At 44.9% G+C, this 21108-nt stretch carries 19 protein-coding genes and 1 riboswitch; of the genes, 8 read left to right on the top strand and 11 right to left on the bottom strand.

The annotated features are described in order from the left end of the window. Positions 1-59: 59 nt before the first annotated feature. Positions 60-908 (bottom strand): pirin family protein, encoded by an 849-nt coding sequence (locus HW45_RS12170; RefSeq protein WP_038227168.1) that lies wholly within the window; start codon positions 906-908, stop codon positions 60-62. Between the two features lie 260 nt (positions 909-1168). On the opposite strand from HW45_RS12170, the gene HW45_RS12165 reads away from it, so the two are divergent. The 5 genes from HW45_RS12165 (at position 1169) to mepA (ending at position 6885) form a co-directional block, all read left to right on the top strand. Next, a complete protein-coding gene (locus HW45_RS12165) occupies positions 1169-2065 on the top strand; it encodes an ROK family protein (RefSeq protein WP_038227167.1) in 897 nt (298 codons plus the stop codon). Positions 2066-2089: 24 nt separating this feature from the next. Beyond that, positions 2090-2992 (top strand): ROK family protein, encoded by a 903-nt coding sequence (locus tag HW45_RS12160; RefSeq protein ID WP_038227166.1) that lies wholly within the window; start codon positions 2090-2092, stop codon positions 2990-2992. Between the two features lie 4 nt (positions 2993-2996). Next, positions 2997-4394 carry a glycoside hydrolase family 1 protein gene (locus HW45_RS12155; protein WP_038227165.1) on the top strand — a complete coding sequence of 466 codons (1398 nt, stop codon included), beginning with the start codon at positions 2997-2999 and terminating at the stop codon, positions 4392-4394. A 92-nt stretch (positions 4395-4486) separates the two neighbouring features. Continuing rightward, a riboswitch (purine riboswitch) is annotated at positions 4487-4586 on the top strand. A gap of 94 nt (positions 4587-4680) precedes the next feature. Further along, positions 4681-5688, top strand: coding sequence for an adenosine deaminase (locus HW45_RS12150; protein WP_038227164.1), 1008 nt, complete (start codon positions 4681-4683; stop codon positions 5686-5688). 360 nt (positions 5689-6048) lie between these two features. Then, positions 6049-6885 (top strand): penicillin-insensitive murein endopeptidase, encoded by an 837-nt coding sequence (mepA, locus tag HW45_RS12145; RefSeq protein WP_038227764.1) that lies wholly within the window; start codon positions 6049-6051, stop codon positions 6883-6885. Positions 6886-6996: 111 nt separating this feature from the next. Here mepA and HW45_RS12140 read toward each other — a convergent pair whose 3' ends face one another. Next, positions 6997-7338, bottom strand: a complete 342-nt coding sequence (locus HW45_RS12140; RefSeq protein ID WP_038227163.1) for a helix-turn-helix domain-containing protein — start codon at positions 7336-7338, stop codon at positions 6997-6999. A gap of 468 nt (positions 7339-7806) precedes the next feature. Between HW45_RS12140 and HW45_RS12135 the strand changes: the two genes are divergently transcribed. Beyond that, positions 7807-8874: a GGDEF domain-containing protein gene (locus HW45_RS12135; protein ID WP_231892960.1), complete on the top strand. Its 1068-nt coding sequence runs from the start codon at positions 7807-7809 to the stop codon at positions 8872-8874. Positions 8875-8920: 46 nt separating this feature from the next. On the opposite strand, the gene HW45_RS12130 is transcribed toward HW45_RS12135, so the two are convergent. The 5 genes from HW45_RS12130 to HW45_RS12110 form a co-directional block, all read right to left on the bottom strand. Further along, positions 8921-11794 (bottom strand): FAD-binding and (Fe-S)-binding domain-containing protein, encoded by a 2874-nt coding sequence (locus tag HW45_RS12130; protein WP_038227162.1) that lies wholly within the window; start codon positions 11792-11794, stop codon positions 8921-8923. 17 nt (positions 11795-11811) lie between these two features. Further along, positions 11812-12477 (bottom strand): LutC/YkgG family protein, encoded by a 666-nt coding sequence (locus HW45_RS12125; protein WP_038227161.1) that lies wholly within the window; start codon positions 12475-12477, stop codon positions 11812-11814. A gap of 14 nt (positions 12478-12491) precedes the next feature. Then, positions 12492-13925, bottom strand: a complete 1434-nt coding sequence (locus tag HW45_RS12120) for a LutB/LldF family L-lactate oxidation iron-sulfur protein (protein WP_038227160.1) — start codon at positions 13923-13925, stop codon at positions 12492-12494. Continuing rightward, positions 13925-14680: a (Fe-S)-binding protein gene (locus tag HW45_RS12115; RefSeq protein WP_038227159.1), complete on the bottom strand. Its 756-nt coding sequence runs from the start codon at positions 14678-14680 to the stop codon at positions 13925-13927. Before HW45_RS12115 ends, HW45_RS12120 begins: the two co-directional genes overlap by 1 nt. Before the next feature lie 152 nt (positions 14681-14832). Next, positions 14833-16524, bottom strand: a complete 1692-nt coding sequence (locus HW45_RS12110; protein WP_038227158.1) for an L-lactate permease — start codon at positions 16522-16524, stop codon at positions 14833-14835. A gap of 168 nt (positions 16525-16692) precedes the next feature. On the opposite strand from HW45_RS12110, the gene HW45_RS12105 reads away from it, so the two are divergent. Next, a complete protein-coding gene (locus tag HW45_RS12105; RefSeq protein ID WP_006074638.1) occupies positions 16693-17592 on the top strand; it encodes a LysR family transcriptional regulator in 900 nt (299 codons plus the stop codon). Between the two features lie 35 nt (positions 17593-17627). Here HW45_RS12105 and HW45_RS12100 read toward each other — a convergent pair whose 3' ends face one another. From HW45_RS12100 to HW45_RS12090, 3 genes are all read right to left on the bottom strand, one after another. Beyond that, positions 17628-19232, bottom strand: a complete 1605-nt coding sequence (locus HW45_RS12100; protein WP_038227157.1) for an SgrR family transcriptional regulator — start codon at positions 19230-19232, stop codon at positions 17628-17630. Positions 19233-19239: 7 nt separating this feature from the next. Next, positions 19240-19452, bottom strand: a complete 213-nt coding sequence (locus HW45_RS12095) for a hypothetical protein (RefSeq protein WP_038227156.1) — start codon at positions 19450-19452, stop codon at positions 19240-19242. Between the two features lie 114 nt (positions 19453-19566). Next, on the bottom strand, positions 19567-20169 hold the full coding sequence (locus tag HW45_RS12090; RefSeq protein ID WP_038227155.1) for a hypothetical protein: 603 nt from the start codon (positions 20167-20169) through the stop codon (positions 19567-19569). A 44-nt stretch (positions 20170-20213) separates the two neighbouring features. On the opposite strand from HW45_RS12090, the gene HW45_RS12085 reads away from it, so the two are divergent. Further along, positions 20214-20504, top strand: a complete 291-nt coding sequence (locus HW45_RS12085) for a YnjH family protein (protein ID WP_038227154.1) — start codon at positions 20214-20216, stop codon at positions 20502-20504. 28 nt (positions 20505-20532) lie between these two features. On the opposite strand, the gene HW45_RS12080 is transcribed toward HW45_RS12085, so the two are convergent. Continuing rightward, a complete protein-coding gene (locus HW45_RS12080) occupies positions 20533-20832 on the bottom strand; it encodes a YfcZ/YiiS family protein (RefSeq protein ID WP_006074643.1) in 300 nt (99 codons plus the stop codon). Positions 20833-21108: the final 276 nt, after the last annotated feature.

Here is a 21108-nt window from a genome sequence, read left to right as displayed (position 1 = left end):
ATGCGTGACACACAGGCAGTGGATTGGGGTGTCAAATTTAAATCTTCAACTCGGATTGGTTAGTAAGTATCGAATACGCCCGAGTTATAATCATTAATCGCCTGCTGAATCTCTTGCATGCTATTCATGACAAAAGGTCCGTAGTGAACGACGGGTTCATTTATTGGCTCACCAACAAAGACTAATACCCCGGACTCAGAACTTGCTGTCATCTCCATTGCTTCTCCTTTTGAAACTAGTGCAAGTTCGCCTTCTTTCAAACTTTTATCCGCAACACTCACCGCTCCTTTGTAAACGTAAAGCATCATATTGTGTTCTGAAGGGACGTTTAGTCTGACCGAATCTCCTCGATTGCTGCGCCAGTCAGCTACTGTTGCAGGGACTCCAGTTTTTGTCAGTGGCCCAGCGAGTTGGGAGCCATTTACCCTGATTTCACCGGAGAGTAGACGAATTAAGCCACTTCCTTGTTGTTCATATTCAGTAATGGTCTCTGGTTGAAAATCATGGTATTGCGCCGGTGTCATCTTGTTTTTGGCCGGCTGATTGATCCAAATTTGAAATCCGTGCAGATCACCTTCCTCCATTATTGGCATTTCACTATGGATAACACCGCGACCTGCTGCCATCCATTGCGCTCCGCCTGAGCGTAATTCGCCTACGTTGCCCATGTGATCTTTATGTTGAAAGTGACCTTTCATCATGTAGGTTAGCGTCTCGATACCTCGATGTGGGTGGGGTGGGAAGCCGCCCACATAGTCTTTTTTGTCATCGGACTTAAGTTCATCGATCATTAAAAACGGTGAAAATGCCGCATTATCGAAGCCGTGTACTCGGCGAATTTTTACACCATCACCATCTGATGTGGCATGAGATGGAATGACTTGTTCAATTGTTCTAACCAGTGTCATCGCTGACCTCCTTTGTTGATATCTACTATAGGCGGGTAATGAAACAATCTAGAGGGGGAAAACATGAAAGAGACGTTCAATAACTTCGAATGAGTATACCTTATGAATATCTATATAGTTTTAAAAATAAAAAGTATATAGTTTTTGTGACGACGCCGAGGTTTTAACAGACACGTGCTTTAGATCCGCAATGAAATTTGATTAAGTAAAGTAAATCGCTGGGTTTAACTCGGCGCAATCTACTTTAGAGAGAATCCATCATGATTGTAGGACTGGATATTGGCGGCACTAAAATTGAAGGTGTTGCACTCGATTCTGCTAGTTATCAAACCATTGTGAAGCATCGTGAACCGACAGAGACGGGTTCGTATGAAGGCTTTCTCGCGTCCGTAATGTCGGTAATTAACAAAGTATCAGAGAAGGGCGAAATTGAGTCTATTGGTATTGGATGTTGTGGCTCAGTCGGTAATGACGGGCTAATGCAAGGCGCGAATGTCACTGTGCTAAATGGCCATGACTTTATCGGTGACATCCAAAGACAAATCGATGTACCAGTTGCCATTGCTAATGACGCTGATTGTTTGGCGCTATCGGAGTTTAAGGATGGGGCAGCCAAGGAGGCCAAGCACTCTTGTGTTGCTGTAATCATAGGTACTGGCTGCGGTTCAGGCGTTATTATCAATAATGGCATTGTCACTGGGTTAAATCGATTAGGTGGCGAAATCGGCCACAATCCACTGCCTAATTACAGTCCAGAAGTTGATGGTCAACCGGTTAAATGTTATTGCGGTTCGATGAACTGCGCTGAGTCGTTTGTTTCCGGTACTGGGTTTGGTCGCACTTTCTCAGAAAAGTATTCGTCAGCAGATTCAAAGCAAATCATGGCGTTACATGCATCGGGTGATAGCAGAGCCATTGCGCACTTGGAGCTCTACTGTGACCAGTTAGCAAGGACACTCGCTAACGTGGTGAATTTTGTTGATCCTGAGGTCATAGTGCTAGGTGGCGGAATGTCTAATGTCGATGAAATCTATCCTCTTGTCCAAGATAAGCTAGCTCAGTATACATTTACTAAATCGATAAAAACCAAGGTAGTGAAGAGTGTTCATGGAGACTCTTCCGGTGTTCGTGGCGCTGCTTTTTTACATTCGCTGTAATGCTTTGATAGGAAGAATTCGTTGATGACAGAACGCTATTATCTGGTCTTAGACTTTGGAGGCACATCGGTAAAGTGTGCGGTGATGAATCAAGAAGCAAAGATTTTCGAACGCTTCTCTTTGCCAAGTCGAGTGGCGTCTTATGACGTTTGGCTGGACTCTTTAGCTCCGAAGTTGCAACAGCTGAAACAAGATTACGCGATAGCAGGTATAGCTGTCAGCACTTGTGGTGCTGTGAACGTTGAAACTGGCGTGATCGAAGGCTCAAGTGCACTTGATTACATCCATGGTTTTGATGTTAAGTCGCTATACCAAGAACGCTTTGGGCTACCGACAGAGCTTGAGAATGATGGTTGCTGCGCTGCACTAGCAGAAGATTGGTTAGGCGCAGCCAGTGAGTCAAACGACTTTTGTTTATTGGTACTAGGCTCTGGTGTCGGTGGTGCCATTGTCAAATCTGGTCATATCCTAAAAGGACATCATCTTCATGGTGGAGAATTCGGCTATAGCATCTTGCGTTTTGAGCAAGGGAAACCATTAACATACTCTGATTTGGCCTCAACGCGAGGCATCATTGAACAAACCGCTCGCGCTAGAGAAATATCATCAAATGAGTTAGATGGCCTTAAAGTTTTTGAGCTATATGAACAAGGTGATGAGGCAGTTATCGCTGCCGTTGAGCAGTGGTACTTTGACTTGGCAACCGTACTTATCAATGTTCAATACTCAGTAGACCCGCAATACATCCTTTTAGGCGGCGCTATCAGTCGCAGTTCGGGTTTGATCGACAAGCTTAATCAAAAGCTGGATGCCATCTTGGCGCAACACCCTATAGCAAAAGTCCGCCCAAATCCAAAACTGACCCAATTTGGCAACGACGCCAATTTGATTGGGGCACTGAAACATTTTTTGAATACACAAGGTTAGTAATATGACTACGTACACTTTTCCACAGAATTTCATGTGGGGCGCGGCTGCGTCTGGCATTCAGACAGAAGGCTCTACCAATAAAGCAAACGACTCTATTTGGGATCTTTGGCATCAAAAGAGCCCAGAGCGTTTTTACCGTGGAATTAGTTCAGAGACGGTGACGGACACGTACCATAGATACCAAGAAGATGTTCAGAACATGAAGAAAGTTGGCTTTAACTCGTTCCGAACTTCTATTCAGTGGTCTCGATTGATCAAAGATTATGAAACGGGCGAAGTGTGTCAGGACGCAGTGGCATTTTATAACAACTACATAGATGAAATGATCGCGAATGGCATCGAGCCAATGATGAACCTATATCACTTTGATATGCCTGCGGAACTGCAAGAGAAATTTGGTGGTTTTGAGTCGAAAAAAGTGGTCGATATGTTTGCAGATTATGCTGAGACAGCGTTCAAACTGTTCGGCCATAAAGTGAAGTACTGGATCACGTTTAATGAGCCTATTGTTCCGGTAGAAGGCGGCTATCTGTATGACTTCCATTATCCATGTAAGAAGGATGGCAAGTTGGCGGTGCAAGTCGCGTTTAATATCATTCTTGCTCATGCTAAAGCCGTTCATCGTTTCAATGCGCTGGAGCTTGAGAACTCAAAGATTGGAATCGTGCTTAACCTAACGCCGTCCTACACACGCAACGACAGTGAAGAAGACAAAAAAGCGGCTTGGTATGCTGATTTGCTGTTTAACCGCAGTTTCCTTGACCCTATGGTTAAAAATGAGATTCCTAAAGAGCTTTGTGAAGTTCTGGCGGAACAGGGCGTAACACCGGAAACGACGCCAGAAGAGATAGAACAGATCACGACAGCAAAAGTTGAGTTCTTAGGAGTGAACTACTACGTTCCACGTCGCGTGAAAGCACGTGAAGCGCTCTATGACTTGGATTACTTTACGCCAGAGGCTTATTTTGAAAACTATGTGAATCCAGAAGGCCGATTTAATCCCTATCGTGATAATAACGAGATCTTACCAACCGCCGTTTATGATATTGCTAAAAATGTTCAGGAAAACTACGGTAATATCCCGTGGTATTTAGCTGAAATCGGTATTGCTATGGACGTTGAGTCTGAAGGGGAACCGGGGGAGGATGGACTGATTGACGATTCATTCCGCACAGGGTTGATGAAAGAGCACTTAGTTCAGCTGCACAGAGCGATCCAAGAAGGTTCAAACTGCTTTGGTGTTCATCAGTGGACATTCATTGATAACTGGTCTTGGTTGAACTCGTTTAAGCGTCGATATGGCTTCTATCGTTTGGATTTGGAAACAGGTGATCGAATTCCGAAAAAACACGGTTTGTGGTTCAAAGAACTCGCGACAACAGGCAGCTTTGAAGACTAAGCTCATTGGTAGCAAGTTGATGAAAAACGGTGTCCAATGTGACACCGTTTTTGTTTGTCCGTCGCGACTATTGAACGTAAGTGACGGTCGTGTACAATACCAATCGTTTGCTTCGTATAACCCCAATGATATGGTTTGGGGGTCTCTACCAGCTCCCGCAAAGTGCTGATTACGAAGAGTCAAGATCACATTAGTGTCTTGCTCTTTGTATTGGCGTTCGAAAATTACCTCAAACTATTCCTATACTTAGAGTAAGTGCACCCACAACAATCATAATAGGTGGAATATGAACGCATTTATTCAAGATCTTCCCAAAGTAGAGTTGCACCTCCATATCGAAGGGTCATTAGAGCCAGAGCTTCTATTTAAACTGGCACAAAGAAACGGCATTTCACTCCCTTACTCATCACCTGAGGCGCTGCGAACCGCCTACGACTTTGAAGATTTGCAGTCGTTTCTTGATATCTATTATCAAGGTGCGAATGCTCTTATTACCGAGCAAGATTTTTACGACTTAACATGGTCCTATTTGGAGCGCTGTAAAGTAGATAATGTTATTCATACCGAGATCTTCTTTGACCCTCAAACACATACAGAGAGAGGGATAGCCTTTGAGACTGTGATTAAAGGTATTCACCGTGCACTGCAAGACGGTGAAACGACGCTGGGTATTACCTCACAAATCATTATGTGCTTTTTAAGACATCTTTCTGAAGACTCTGCCATCAAGACACTCAAACAAGCTTTGCCACACAAAGAGCTGATTGTAGGGGTGGGGTTAGACTCGTCTGAGCAAGGCCATCCACCAGAGAAGTTCGCGCGTGTGTTTAAAATGGCTAAAGAACATGGCTTTTTGACGGTTGCTCATGCTGGAGAAGAGGGGCCAGCTCAGAACATCGTTGATGCTATAGAACTATTAGGCGTAAGCCGGGTTGACCATGGTGTTCGCTGTGTGGAAAGTGACGAACTCGTTGCGCGTCTTATTGAGACGAAAATGCCGTTAACCGTCTGCCCACTATCAAATATCAAGCTGTGTGTATTTGATGATATGTCGCAGCACAATATTGTGAGCCTACTTCGCAAAGGTGTCGCGGTTACTATTAACTCAGACGACCCAGCTTATTTTGGTGGTTATATGACAGACAATTTCAAAGCGGTAAGTGAAGCGCACGATATGACCCACCAAGAACTGGCGCAATTGACAATTAACGCCATTGACGCAAGTTTTATTGATGAGTCAACGAAGCGAGAGTATCGCAGCAGAGTTGCTGATTATGTGGCACGTTTTAGTTAAAGGGATTAATCGGTAGGAAAAGCAAAGTCGTCACTCCCGAAAAAGGTGGCAGCCTCAAAAAAGGAATGACGACTTATACAGTTACTCAATTGTCATTAGGGTAATTGAGTTCCTTATTTTTAGCGCGTTACTCTTTTGGCTTCAATAATAACTAGCACAATAACGCTGTTTTTCTTTACATTTGTGAAACATTTCAACTTCTGTATATCAAATTCGCTCCACTACTCGGATTGAGATCACGAGCCAAGTCTTTTCTCTAATTTACTCGATTCTCGAATATGAGCAGGCAATCGTATCGGGTTCACACTATGCTTTTAGTGGTCTGTTCTAGTTTCACATGGAATGTAGGGGAACATGATGATGAAATATGGACTGTTGCTGTCGTTACTAATACCAATCAGCAGTTATGCGCTTGACCGTTCTTGGGATGAAATTACGGTCCCTAGTAAAGGCGCTTCCTCATCAATTGGCAGCTACGCCAACGGATGTTTAGCTGGGGGAGAAGAGCTCTCTCTAGATGGCACTGGATATCAGGTCATTCGTGCTCAGCGTAACCGTTATTACGGGCATCAAGATATGATCCACTATCTAACCGATCTAGCTAGCAAGGTCGATCGGCTGGGCATGGGGCAACTTCTGGTGGGGGATATTGCCATGCCACGAGGGGGGCGATTCACATCAGGACATGCCAGTCATCAAACTGGGCTGGACGCCGATATCTGGTTGCGACTACCCAATGAGCCACTTTCAAAGCAAGAATTGCAAGACCCAGAACCCTATCCGGTGGTCGACATCGACAAGTATCGTTTCAAAAAGGATAAATGGACCAGTAATCACTCACTATTGATTCAGGTTGCGGCGGTTGACGATCGTGTCGCGAGGATTTTCGTTCACCCACTGATTAAAAAGCAGTTGTGTGAAGTATCATGGAAAGAACGAGACTGGCTGCGAAAGGTGCGGCCATGGTGGGGACACTATTATCATTTTCATGTAAGGTTGCATTGTCCGGAAGGGGATGAGCAATGCGTAGCGCAAAATGCGCCTCCACCTGGAGATGGCTGTGGTGCAGAACTCGCTTCGTGGAAACCGTATATTCCCGCGAAAAAAGCTTCGAAGCCCGAGAAAGTGGTAGTGAAGAAAAAGAAAACTCCTCGACCCAAATATAACGAATGTGTTGCGCTGCTTAGTGAGCCATAATGCAGAGTCAGGTTTCTAACTAAGCAGGTTGAAGGGGAGTGATCCCCTTCGGTGCTTGTTCCAGCCAGAAGACGGCTGGACATTAGTGCGTTGGAAACATTTAAATAACAATTAGATACGGTACTCTATCGTTACTTGATTTCCATCGACACGAATGTTGGTAATGTCGCCATCTACGGTAAGGCGAGTATTGAAAAGGCGATCAGAGCTAGACGCAGTCTCGACTGAGCCGCGAAGCGATGGCAGGTGGTAAGTTGGATCAATGTGTAGAAGTTTACAAAATCGCTCTATAAAAGTGGTATCTAGTGGCACATTTCCATTAAGGCGGTTGGATAGTTCAAGTTGACTCAAATTCAAACGTTTAGCCACTTCCATTTGCGTGATGTGCATCTTTGCCTTTTGAGACATCCAGACCCGATAAAGCGCTTCGGTATCCTGTTGCGTAAAATTCATTATTTGTTTAACCCCTGCAATGCCGAGAAGGTATGTTCCCTCTTCATTTAATTGCCGCCTATTCAACCTGAGATGCCTAAAACGGTTGTCAATAATGTGCAAGCCAAGTAAATACTGCGTGCGAATAGTGAAAGGATTCTGCAATTTCGCCAGAAAGTGGATGCCGTATCAAAAGTCGAAGCAATAATTCGATCAATCTAATGACATATTTATTAGTGAGGTGGGTCTCATTTCTTACCAGTCGCAGACAAAACTGGACTATTTATTCTAGTATCCCTGAGTATATTCAATTTGTTTGGTGAATGAATTGATGTTGATTGATAAGGGACGGTAATTCGGGCGGTGGTTATGGATGCGTTTTCTCTCGATATGAGAACGCTTAATTTTATCATTATACTTTTTAGTTGTGTCTACTGTATCGGGCTCCTGCTCTATCAGCGTTCACAGCAAAAGGTTGCGGGTTTGACCATGTTTTCATTGGCTTTGTTGGTGATGGGGACGGGACCGCTTTTGATAAGCTTTCGTGGTCTTTTGCCAGAGTTTCTGACAGTCATTACGGCTAACATGCTGATTGCCTGTGCATTTCAAATGATACTGCACAGTCTATGTGAGTTTAGACAAGCTAAGCTGCAATACTCGTATTGGTGTATGACGATGATTCCCTTGGTGTTTTTGTCTTTTGTTTATTTTACCTATTACCAAGCGTCAATTGAGAACCGAATTGTGGCTATAACGAGCTATTTAGCTTTGGTTACTTTAGTGTCGGCGAGGGTTATGTCAGTAGGAAAGCAACAAGACTTACCTCTCGCAGTAAGAACCATGGTGTTGACGTTTGTGCTGTATGGCAGCTTCATGGTTTATCGAAGTTACTACGCCATTTCGGGGGAGGCGATCGCTCAGTTTATGGACGCTGGGTTTGTACACTCGATGGCTTTCTTACTTAGTATTTTTCTCATCGTTTCTATTAGCTTCAGTATGCTGTGGATGATCAACGGTAGACAAGTGAGTGCTATTAACGCGCTTTCTTATTTTGACCCCTTAACTCAGCTTGGTAATAGGCGAGCTCTTGAAGTTTACATTGAAGAAGACTTACCAAAGCAGCTTGCTCAGGGAACCAACGTGAGTGTCATTATGCTTGATATTGATTTCTTCAAGATGATCAATGACAGATACGGGCATATCGCTGGGGACAAAGTGATTCGCAAAGTGTCAGACATTATTCAAGATTCATTAAACGGCAGCAATACAACGTTTCGTTTTGGTGGGGATGAAATTATGGTGGTGCTTTACGATATGGATTTGCATCAAGCGCGTGCATTAGCTGAACAGTTGCGCAGTCGAGTGGAACAGTACGGAAGCATCAAGGGTGAAGATTTTTCCATTAGTTGCAGTTTTGGTGTTGCTCAGCTAGTTGATGATGAATCTTGGGACTCATTGGTTGGGCGAGCAGATAAAGCGCTTTATGAAGCTAAAGAGTCCGGGCGAAACAAGGTGTGCTCATGCACTTTGACGTCTTTGGACATGCGCTATGCGTAGTGGAATATAATTTAAAAAACGCCCCTCATTAGTGAGGGGCGTTTTGCTATTTAGTTTGGGCAACTTCATCCACCAAATAGAGGATGGATTGATAAGGAATACCGCTGTGATGAGACAGGCCAATTTCACAAGTAATACTGTTGCTAAAGCCTCGTGTGCATCCACTTGGAACTTGCTGCTTAAGCGGAGCAACCGCTGCTTCATTAAGCTCTGGAGTGGTAAACCCTTTGTCTCCTGCCCAGCCACAGCATTGAATGTGTTCGGGTAACACCACATCGCTGGCACAAGCCTTAGCGAGATTTAACATTGATTGCTCTAAACCCATACGTCTAGAACTGCAGGTAACATGAAGCATCACAGTTTCGTCTAACGGTGCCAATGCCAAAGTATCTAACAAATAATCGTGGGTAAACTTGACTGGCTCAACAATAGTCATAGGTTTGGTGAATTGCTCAATACTGCGTTTTGCGCATGGACTGGTGTCCATGAGAATAGGGTATGTACCGTTTTCGCTGGCTTCCCATAACGCGTCTTCAAGTTGAAGACTCTTTTGTTTTGCTATATCCACCATGCCTTTACTGTCGTAGGGCATACCACAACATTGGTCACTCAGCTTTTTAGGCGTAACCAATTCAAATCCAGCCTTTGATATAAGTGACAGCGTTACTTCCTCTAGCGAGCGTTGATCCTTTGCTGCGGGTTGAGTTTGCATATTGCGACTTGCGCACGATGGGAGATATACGACTTTCTTTAATGTTGAATTTGAAGCAGGCTTGTCATCGAGCGCTTTTTCAAGATCGAAGTTACTTCCGTTTGGTGTCTCGGCGAGCCATGCAGGTGTGGCGTCTTTAGTGATTGAGCGCATTCCTTTGGCGATGTTCGCGACTCGCTGCGCCCCAAGGAGATTAGAGGCGACGTGACCGCTTTTAAGGCCAAATCTAGCGATAGTGGTTGTCGCACTAAAGTGAGCAGCTGTCCATTTTGCAATGGGTCGAAACTTCTCATATTTAGGAGCACGTAGTTTCTTCACTAGCTCCCCTGTATTGATACCCACAGGACAGCGATCAGCACATAAACCAGTTGCTGCACAGGTATCCAGGCCTTGGTACTCAAATACTTTTTCTAGCTCACTAGCTTGAGTCGATTCGCCATTGGCTCGGCGACGTTGCAGCTCACGGAATAGAACAATACGTTGTCTAGGAGAAAGGGTGAGGGTACGTGATGGGCATACGGGTTCACAGAAGCCACACTCGATGCAACGATCAACAATATCGTCGGCCGCGGGCATAGGTTTGAGATTTTCGATGTGCGAATGCGGGTTGTCATTGATGATTACGCCCGGATTCAATAATCCTTGAGGATCGAACAAGGTCTTGATGCGCTGCATTAAGGCATAGCCTTCTTGTCCCCATTCAAGCTCGACGTAAGGCGCCATGTTTCGCCCTGTACCGTGCTCGGCTTTTAATGAACCTTGATACTTTACTGCGACTAAATCAGCCACATCATCCATAAAACCACCGTAGCGCTCGATTTCTGATTGGCTATCGAAACCCTGAGTGAAGACAAAGTGCAAGTTGCCTTCAAGCGCATGGCCAAAGATGATGGCTTCATCGTACTGATATTTGTCAAACAGTTGCTGTAGATCTCGAACTCCTGCGGCCAAATTTTCTACTGGGAATGCAACGTCCTCAATAATGACGGTGGTACCCACTTCACGCACAGCACCAACTGCAGGGAACATGCCTTTGCGAATACCCCAGAGCGTTGCGACAGTACTCGGATCAAGGGTAAATGGCACCGACTCAATAATGGTGTAATCCGAAAGTGATGCCATCACTTTCGTAGTGTGAGCATCCAGTGTGGTTTTGTCTGAGGCGTGGACTTCGATAAGCAGAGCGGTTGCTTCTAGGTCGAGTTGCTGAATAAAGCTTGGCATACCCGGTTTGTCGGCTACTGAGCGCAGCGCTCGACCATCCATCATCTCCACGGCAGCGACTGGGGTACTCGATAGCGTTGTCACAGCTTGGCTTGCTTCTTCAATGTTAGAGAAGACCAGCAAAGTAGAGGCTTTGAACTCATGTTCTACAACAGTGTTGTAAGTAATTTCAGCAATGAAACCTAATGTACCTTCTGAACCAATCATAAGGTGCTCAAGGACTTCGATAGGATCAGAATAATCGACGAGTGCGTTTAAAGCGTATCCAGTGGTGTTTTTTAATCGATACTTGTGGGCAATTTTACTAGCCAGTTCGTTATTGGCTTGCGTTTCTTCGGCTAATGTTTTGAGTCCTTCAATCAAACTCGGGTTGGTCTGTTTAAAACTCTCAATACTTTGTTGACTCCCCGTATCCAAAATTGAGCCATCTGCGAACACTAATTTCATGCTTTCAACAGTACGATATGAGTTTTGTGCCGTACCACAACACATGCCGCTGGCATTATTAGCTGCAATTCCGCCGATTTTACACGTATTGATCGACGCTGGATCTGGCCCGATTTTTCGTTGGAAAGGCAGTAGATATTTATTCGCATCAGCGCCAATGACACCAGGTTGCAGTTTTATTTGTGCGCCATCATTGATAATGGTATGACCGCGCCAGTCGTCAGTAAGAGCAATCAATACGGAGTCAGATACCGCTTGCCCTGAAAGGCTAGTCCCTGCCGCACGAAACGTGAAAGGGACGTTGTGTTCTTTGCAGCATTGGATAGCGAACACCACCTCTTCGAGATCTTTGAGTCTCAGAACGATCTGAGGAATGAGTCGATAGAAACTGGCATCGGTACCATAAGCCAGACGTTGTGCATCGTCTGTGATGATGCGTTCGCTATCAATTTTGGTGGCGAGTTGCTGTTTTACTACTGAGTAGCGTTGTTCTTTGCTATTGAGTTCTTGTTGTGTCTTAGCGTCTACATGGCTCATTCCAGTGTCCTTTGTTCTTATTCGTCTTCCAGCAGTAACACGATCAGCTGGCTTGGTCCGTGTGCGCCATAGGCGAGCGTTTGTTGGATATCTGCAGTTTTCGAAGGGCCAGATATTAATAGCGCGTTTGTCGGCATGTAATGATTCCAGTTGTTCTCTTGCATCACCTGCAAGAAATGACCATACAATGCTGATTTCTTAACGACAGCAATGTGGCTCGGAGGCACTAGCGATAGTGTTCTAGGCTCATGCTCTGTAGGCCAAAGTATCAAAGCACCAGTATCAGCGATACCTCCAAGGGTGTGTGTGATACCTACATCAATATCGTTAAACAGTTCAGATTTCCATTGCTCAATTTCTTTATTGAATGTGGTAACGTTTCGTGTGCTGGTGGCGACTTCAAAATCGTTGATGTATTCACCAGCCGTGCCAATTGCGATGTTCTGAAATTGATATTGCTCCATAACGGATTGTAAAGTAGGGCTTAATTCCGCTCTTGTGGTGACTCGAACATCGGCGTGGTTTGCTGTCATCATGTCAAAGAAGCGTTGGGCTTTATCATCTGCCGTAATATCTGGGTGACTACCCCAAGGAAAAAACGCCATCTCTTCGGCTGTTTTGGGGGTTCGCTTTGCCTGTTTTAGGCGCCCAAGAATGTTATCTTTCGCAAGTCTTGTATTCATGCTCATTTCCTCTGTCACTTCTTAGGCTCGGCCTTATTTTTCTCAACCATAATTTGATGCAGTGTTTTCTTAGCCGGTTTAGGACTGGTTCGACATTGTGTCCAGGCTCCCAGTTTATTTGGAATTAAGCTCTGCAGTTTTGTCGCCATAAATGTCCCTGCATGGTAGAGATGGGATGAACTTGCGGCTAAAGCAAACCCTTTCATCGCCGCAGACTCCATTTTGCTGTGTGCTGCGTTCTGTCCGTTGAGTTCTAGGTTATCTTTACTCGCTTTGTTCTTTGCTTCTTTACGCAGGCGTAATAGCATTTCTGGAATAGGGATGCGTACTGGACACACTTCACCACACGCGCCACATAGACTTGAAGCCGTCACGAGATCTTTAGTTTTATCGATTCCCAATAGGTGAGGAGAAATGATCTTGCCAATTGGGCCAGGATAAACGGTGCCATAGGCGTGGCCACCAATCTTGGTATAAACAGGGCAGTGATTCATGCATGCTCCACAGCGAATACATTGCAACGTTTTGCGTAGCTCTTCGTCTTGGAAGGCTTGGCTACGGCCGTTGTCGAGCAAAATTAAGTGGACTTCCTGAGGTCCGTCTTTCTCTCCTGCTTTACGAGGAGAGCTGATCATATTGAAGTAGGTCGTAATTGCCTGCCCAGTGGCAGAACGAGTCAACGCGCTATACAAAGGCGGCACGTCTGCGAGGTATTCAACGACTTTTTCGATACCGGTAATCGCGATGTGGACGTTAGGTACTGTGGTAGACATCCTGCCATTGCCTTCATTTTCTACCAAACACAGCGTTCCCGTTTCAGCTACGGCAAAGTTCACGCCCGATAAGCCGATGTCGGCTTCAAAGAACTTTTGTCTCAAGCGAGTACGTCCGGTCTGAATCAAGCTATCAACGTCGGTGGTAGGACTAAACCCCTCAAGATTTGCTTCGAATGTGTCGCTGACTTCTTGCTTATTTTTATGGATAGCCGGCATGATGATGTGCGATGGTTTGTCACCATCAAGTTGCACTATGTACTCGCCCATGTCGCTTTCAAGACATTCGATACCCAGTTTTGCCATCTCATGGTTCATCTCAATCTCTTCACTGACCATAGACTTACCTTTGATGATGCTTTTGGCGTTATGCTCGGAAGCAATAGAGGCGATAATCGCATTAGCTTGCTCTGGATTTTCTGCCCAATGGACTTGGATACCGTTTCGATAACAGTTGAATTCCAGTTGTTCGAGCAGCTCCGGCAACTTACTAAGACAGCGCTGACGAATGGCTTCGGCCAGGTCGCGGGTCTGCTTCTCTTCATCCAAATCAGAGAAAGCTGTTTTACGTTTATCGCGCAGGTAGTCCATTGCGCCACGAAAATTAGCTCTAAGCTGCTTATCGGCTAAAGCATCTTTTGCTAGGGCGTGAAACTGTTCAGGAGTCTGGCTCATTATGATTCTCCTTGGGTTCGTTCTAGCAAGAATGAGGCTAAATGGCGGCCTTTGATGGCCTTACCTTGATATTCAAAAGCGCCGTTAATATTGAGTAAGCAACCCCAGTCAGCACTGACTAAAGTATCTGATGCTGTTGCTTCGATATGTCGAGTTTTGTCTTCAACCATCGCTTGGGAAATATTTGGATGTCTGACCGAAAAGCTGCCACCAAAGCCGCAACAATCACTCTCGTAATCTTGCATTCTCAGTTCGACATTGGACAGTTGGCTGAGCAAGTCTGTGGCGGTAACGTGGACGTTCATTTCTCGCCTAGCAGCGCAAGAAGTATGCATGACAACACTCGTTGGTTGACCTTTATCATCTAGCCTCACACGGCAAACATTTACCAAGAATTCAGTGAGTTCAAAGACGCGGTCACAAAAGCTATCCACTTGAGCTTGGTTCTTATCGCCTTTGAATAATCGACGATAATGATGGTGCATCATTCCTCCACAGGAACCGGATAATACGATCACAGGAATCTCTTCTGATAACAGGTCCATTTGGCTTTGCGCGACTTGCTTAGCTTCATTTTCATAACCTGAGGTATAGGCTGGCTGGCCGCAGCACGTTTGTTTTTCAACAAACTCTACATCGATACCTTGTTGCTTCAGCAATGTCATCGCATCAAGACCCGCTTCAGGGTCAAATACATCGACGAGGCAAGTGGCATAAAAATAAACTTTGCTCGGTTTTGAGGGATAGATTCGCATTGCTTTGCTCCAGCACCAGACCCATTTTTATGGGTTTATATTCTTATATAGACTAGATGTAACATTCTGAAAAATAAGCGCACTTACCTTCTTGAGATAATTCACAACTTCACTCAAAAAACGAGGTAAGTGCGTGGTTAATTGAACCTAAATCAGTTCATCAAGGCATCTGTGAAATGGAAGCCGTAAACCAGAGCCAATCCAATGAGACCGGTAACGACTAAGTAATAGAATGTGGGTATAACCGTCCTGCGTAACGTTAGGCCTTCACGTCCCAGTAGTCCTACGGTGGCAGAGGCAGCGACGACGTTATGAATAGCGATCATATTACCGGCAGCTGCTCCTACAGCTTGCAATGCAATCACAGCAGTGGTTGAAATAGTAAGAGTCTGTGCAACTTCGAACTGGAACTGGCTGAACATCATGTTAGACACCGTATTTGAGCCCGCAATGAATGCTCCTAAAGCACCGATTGTGGCACTGAGCGCAGGGAAAGCTTCGCCAACCATGGCAGAGGCTAAGTTAGCCGTGGTCACAGGCATGCTCGCTAGATCGGCACCGTTTACCCCAGAGTTAATGAAGATACGAACCATCGGGATGGTAAATACAAGAACAAAGCCAGCTCCTATAAGCGTTTTGCTCGATTCACCAAAAGCGGCGGCCAGTGGTTTCGCACTGCGTGATTGAATAATGACTGCCAACAAGGCAACGAACACTAGGATTCCGCCCGGTAAATATAGAGGTTGAATAGCGGTGCTAATACCAGTCTCTCCGAGAATATTGCTGAACGATAGACTCACACTGGTCAGGAAGCCTTTAAACTCAGAGCTGACTCGGCTCGCCACCAAGATGACGGCTAATAGCACATAAGGTAGCCAAGCGACGGCCATTGACATTGGCTTTCCGTTTGATTCGGAAAGATCCATTTTCAATGAACCTAGCCACTCAGTTGGCCATTTATCTTCGCTTTCAAAATCCCATTTTGATTTCGGTACTAGGAAGCCTTTTTTTGCCGCACTGACTACGATGGCTAGGCCGACAAGCCCACCAATGAGTGATGGGAACTCAGGGCCGAGAAGAATGCCTGTAAGCGCATATGGAATAGTAAACGCAACACCAGCAAATAGTGCAAATGGCAGGATGTCTAGACCTTCTGTCCAGCTGCGATTCTTACCAAAGAAACGGGTTAACATCATTGCCATGAGCACTGGCATGAGGGTTCCAACACAGGCATGAATAATGGCAACGTTAGCCGTAATTTGCTGCAAATACATGTCCCATGAAGCGCCGTGAGAAACCAAAGACTCGGTGATATTGTGGGTATCTAGACCTTTGTTTACACCGACTATGATAGGGGTACCTACCGCGCCAAAAGAGACGGGTGTAGATTGAATCATCATACCCATTAATACCGCAGCTAGCGCAGGGAAGCCAATGGCGACAAGCAACGGTGCTGCAATTGCCGCAGGGGTTCCAAACCCAGATGCGCCCTCAATGAAGGAGCCAAAACACCACGCGATGATGATAGCTTGCACTCGACGGTCGGGGGAAATGTCGGTGAAACCGTTACGAATTGTGGTGATGGCTCCTGTATGTTTGAGGGTGTTGAGCAAGAAAATTGCACCAAACACTATCCAGAGTACTGAGACGGTAATTCCAAAGCCTTGAAATACCGACGCGAGAACGCGAGTGACCGACATATCCCAAGCAAATAGGGCAATAATTACGGTAAGTCCAAATGCAACAGGCATAGCTTTTTTTGCGGGCCAATTGAGACCGACCAGTAAGATGGCCGCGACAACGATAGGCGAAAATGCCACGAGGGCTAATAGAGTTTCAGACATGGGTTACTTCCTTTTGTCTTAGCTCATCCACTCCAACTATGTGAATGGGCGAAGTTGTCTTTATTATTTTTGTAATAGGGTTGTTAAGGTGGGGTGAATTTATCCCTTTATTTTTTGTTGATATAGAGAAATAATGAAAATGATTATTTCCAAAATTGGCATAATGTGATGCGAGCAGATGACTTAATTCTGTTCTACCAGGTGGTAGAAACAGGTGCTTTTAGCCGAGTGGCAGAGCAAAATAACCTTACAAATTCAGTAGTTAGTAAAAGAATTGCGCGTTTAGAAGAAGAATTGGGTGTCCAATTATTATATCGAACAACGCGTAAATTAACGCTCACAGAGGCTGGTAAAGCACTTGTTCATGGTGCGAAAAATGTGAAGCAAGCCACCCAAGAGGCTATGGAATCAGTTTCAGGGTATGGTGAGAATATTAGTGGTCACATCAAAATGTCCGTGCCGTCTATCTCCGGTGATTTGATCTTAGCCGATGCTGTGGCCGAATTTTGTAACATGCACCCCGGTCTCACCGTTGATATGTCGTTAGATAATCGATTTGTAGACTTGGTGGATGGAGGGTTTGATCTTGTTATTCGTACAGGATATCTAGAGGACTCAAGCCTGATAGCGCGTCATATCTTGGATTCTCAGTGGGTAGTTTGTGCTTCTCCTTCCTACATTGCGAAAAACAGCAAACCTCTCAAGCCTGAAGATCTTACGCAGCACAATTGTTTGCAATACGCTTATCAAACCACCGGAGCTTCAGAGTGGGAGTTTAAGGCAAATAAAGGTAACTATATCGTGCGCGTTTCAGGCTCATTTTCTACTGATAATGCCACTGCACTGCGAAAGGCGGCATTAGGTGGGCATGGTATCGCGTATGTCCCACGCTGCTTGGTATACCATGACATACGTAATGGTCAGCTGGTGGATATTTTTCCTGACCAAGTGGGTAAGCGTTTGGGAATCTATGCCGTTTACCCTTTTACTCGACAACCGCCAAACAAAGTGAGGCTGTTGATAGAACATATCCGAACCCGTTATTTAGCGATATCTCACTACTTCTGATATCTCACTATTTTGGAGTAGTAGCGAGTATTGACCTAGTGAGAACGTATTATTCTCTGTTTGATCCATAGCTTGGAAAAGTCGCACCACCCAATAGAGTTGATTTCCACGCCTCGAATACGAGAAGGGATACTCAAACAAAGATCTTCAGACTTAATAATCGTCAGTACATGGTTTTTGTGTAGCCAGGTAAGTAACGCGTCGAGAATCTGCTTTTGCTTTGATGTATCCGCCTCCGAGCGAGCGGCCGACAAGGTGTGCTTCAAATGGTCTTGTTGTTTCCAAGTTAGGTTTGCTTGCCAATATGGGTAGAGCTTAAAAAAAGCTATTAGGCTAGTGGTTCTATCTCCCTCTAAGCGAATGCCACCAATGGCTAGGTCTTGTTTAGGTACTGGATGACCATAGACGACTTGAGTACCGGTAGCGGTAACGTTTTGTTGCTTGAGTGCACTTACGAGTTTGCGCGAAAACCAACGGTTTTCGTTGTTGTTTTCAAAACAAAAGTCGACATGCCTATCGCAGGGGATCGGTGAGTCTAGTTGATCTTTAAATAACCTCTCCAAGCTGTGCTGAAATGACGAATTCTGTAGAGCTCTGTTATTGATGAGCAGGAAAAAGTAGCCAATATCAGAGGTTGACGCTGTGTATTGGACTTGCTCATCGCTAAGGAAGAAGAAATTTTCAGCGCATTTCTTATCTTCCGCCCACTCCTTGTGAATCCAAAGTTCGATATGTTCGACCAGAGCCGACTGACCACAAAAGTTCGGATTGCGTTTCAAGCGAAGCAGCTTCTCAGAACTCACGTCCACCATAAAGGGACCTGAGCCTATCGGTTTGAAATGACTCTCTGCACGGTAGATAAATTGCTTAGGCATAATGGATGCCTCGGCTCTACTCAGCAGCTTAGGTAGATGAGGGTCAGGGTGCTTAAGTGTTATCTGGATTTGGTTAGCAGCATGACTAGTAATGTCGGCGATATGATCGTACAGCGCACGCCAGTAAGGTGAGAGAGTTAGAGCTTTTAGGCTCTCTACTACTTCATTGCTGGTGACTGGAGACTGATCGTGAAAGACGACGCCGCTACGCAGATAAAAGACCCAGCTAGTCTTCTCATCATCGCTTTCCCAGGCGTGGGCGAGGTTACCACTTAACTCAGTTCCTCTGAAATTTACTAGGGTCTGAAACACCTCGTGAATGAGGTGACGTTCAGTACGCTCCATAGTGTGATGAGGGTGCAGCCAACTGAGCTTGCGATGAAAGGGAGCAAAAATGGTATCTTCGCTGGCTGTTGTCGCGTGCGTTAGGTACTGCTTGAGGCCACTAGCGACATTGCGATTGTTGAAGCCAATCAGCTTATGCGCCATATCGTAGTTGCCTTCTACGGTCGCTTGTTCTACCTCTTTGTAGCAGGCTTCAATAGGTTCTTGTAGGCAGACGAGTTTGCCCTTCATTCCTCTGCCACGAAGAGGAGTCCAGGACAGCCATTGCTTGGTTTCCATTTGATTAAGTAGCGTTCGCGCGTGTCGCTCGCTGCATTGAAAATACTCCGCAATTGTTCCGATAGTAATACGATGGTCTCCCGGACCTAATTGCTTAAAAAGGTTTTCGTAGAGCTCAAGTTTACGCCTGTCTGCTGCCATTGATTATTTAATCTCGTTGTTCCGGTTTTTCTGTGATGGAGTCTTTATGTCGCTCTGAGTATGTGGATATCCCCCAAAATGCATCAGTACCAAACAGCTCATTAAGTCGCTCGGCACGCTCTGCTGGAGAGACGTAAAACAGCTTTCCAAGTAAGCTATTATTGTCCTCATATTTATAGGTGGCTTGAAAGTAATTAGCAACGAAAGTGAAAAATGTCATAGTGTAAAGCCTCTGTCGTTTCGGTAGTAAAAGCTTACACTTGGTAGAATTTGAAAAACCGGAACAGATTTTTTCACTGTTCCGGTTTTATACATTAGTGGTTAAGTTAAGACATTAACGAGCGACGGCACCACCCAAGGTTAAGTCGTCTGGCCATTGAGTAATGGTGTTACCGCCTAGATAGATATTTCCTTTGACTGTGAGCTTTTTAGGAAAGATGGTTATTTGCGAACCACCCAGATAAAGGTTGCCTTCAACGACCAAACCATTAGGCAGCTCAGTTAATTTAGTGCGGATGACACTTAGGTCGCCTTTGACATACATACCATTTGGTAATTTGGCTATGGGCGTATCTGTGAGGTTGATGTAGCCACCGGGAATAACACCAGCTGGCCAAGCTTTTAGCTGGCTTCCGAGAAAGTTAGCGTATCCTGTGATTTTGGTTCCTCTTGGCATGAATTCCACTAAACTATCTGAGGCATCTAAGCTACCTTTGATTTCAAGATTATTGGGTAGCATTTTAATAGGTGTCTTGGCGATATTGAGGTTGCCTTTTACGATGAGACCGTCGGGAAGTGTTGTATACGGCTTATTTCTCAGGTCAAGGTTGCCATAATTATCAAGATGGTTAAGTAGCTTATAATGATCGAGATCTTGTGCCACAGAGAAGGTGGTGAACAGAAAGGCTGCCGTAATTGCAGCAAAAAAACGAATCATAATAATGAGATACCATACAATCAGAGCGACGTAGGTAGTTTGCAATGGAAATTAAGAGAAAACAATGGAAATCACTGGGCCTTGTGACCGCGATAGTGTGTGCTTTCGCCGTGCCCTCGTCGGCTAAAACCATCACCACGCCAGGAGCAGATGTTGGAGCTGCGGTATTATTATCGGATTCCAAACTCGGTAAGCGAGTCTGTTATTACAACGACAAAGCGTATTCGTTAGGATCGGTGATTAATGTCGAAGGGGTAGTATTGCAATGTGTAGCGGAGCAGGACTTTGAAATGAATGGTCAGCTTAAGTGGAAGCAATTAAAAAGCGAGCAATAATGCTCGCTTGATGTTACGTAAGCTCTAGTTACCTAGCTAGAGAACGTGTTTTCAGTTCGAAGATCAGTTTTTCTGCACTGACTTCGAACTTGAATCGAGCAGTGAGCTCTTTTGAGCTTTCTTCAAGTGGTGAAACTTCAAACTCAACGTTCTTACAGACCGCTTGGGCAAGCTCAACATATTTTTGAAGTTCAACTTCTAACTGTGCTTTTGAATCACTGAATAGCTGTACCTCGGCGACGTCGTCGCCTTCTTTGATGATAAAGCCCATTTCACCAGCTACACCACATGCATCGCATACGGTTGGCTCTTCATATGTATTTGACATAACGATACCTCTTACAAAATCTGTGTTTATTCTATATCTGTGGAAATAAGGTATCCAGTAATAAATACATGATCAAAGGATTAGGTCATTGCGTTAAGATACGGTTTTGTAACAGAAATTTTCTAAACGTTAACTATTTTTATCTAATTAAGCGACAAGTGATATATCGAATTACTATAAGTCATTGCTTTTTAATATTTTTTTATTATGCAAGTAATAGTGCATCTTTGTGATCGAGTTCTCATAAATGAGACTTGCGCACTAGTGATGTAGTAC

The organism is Vibrio sp. ER1A, assembly GCF_000733315.1.
Lineage (GTDB): Bacteria > Pseudomonadota > Gammaproteobacteria > Enterobacterales > Vibrionaceae > Vibrio > Vibrio mediterranei.
This window is presented reverse-complemented; position numbering and strand designations above follow the sequence as displayed.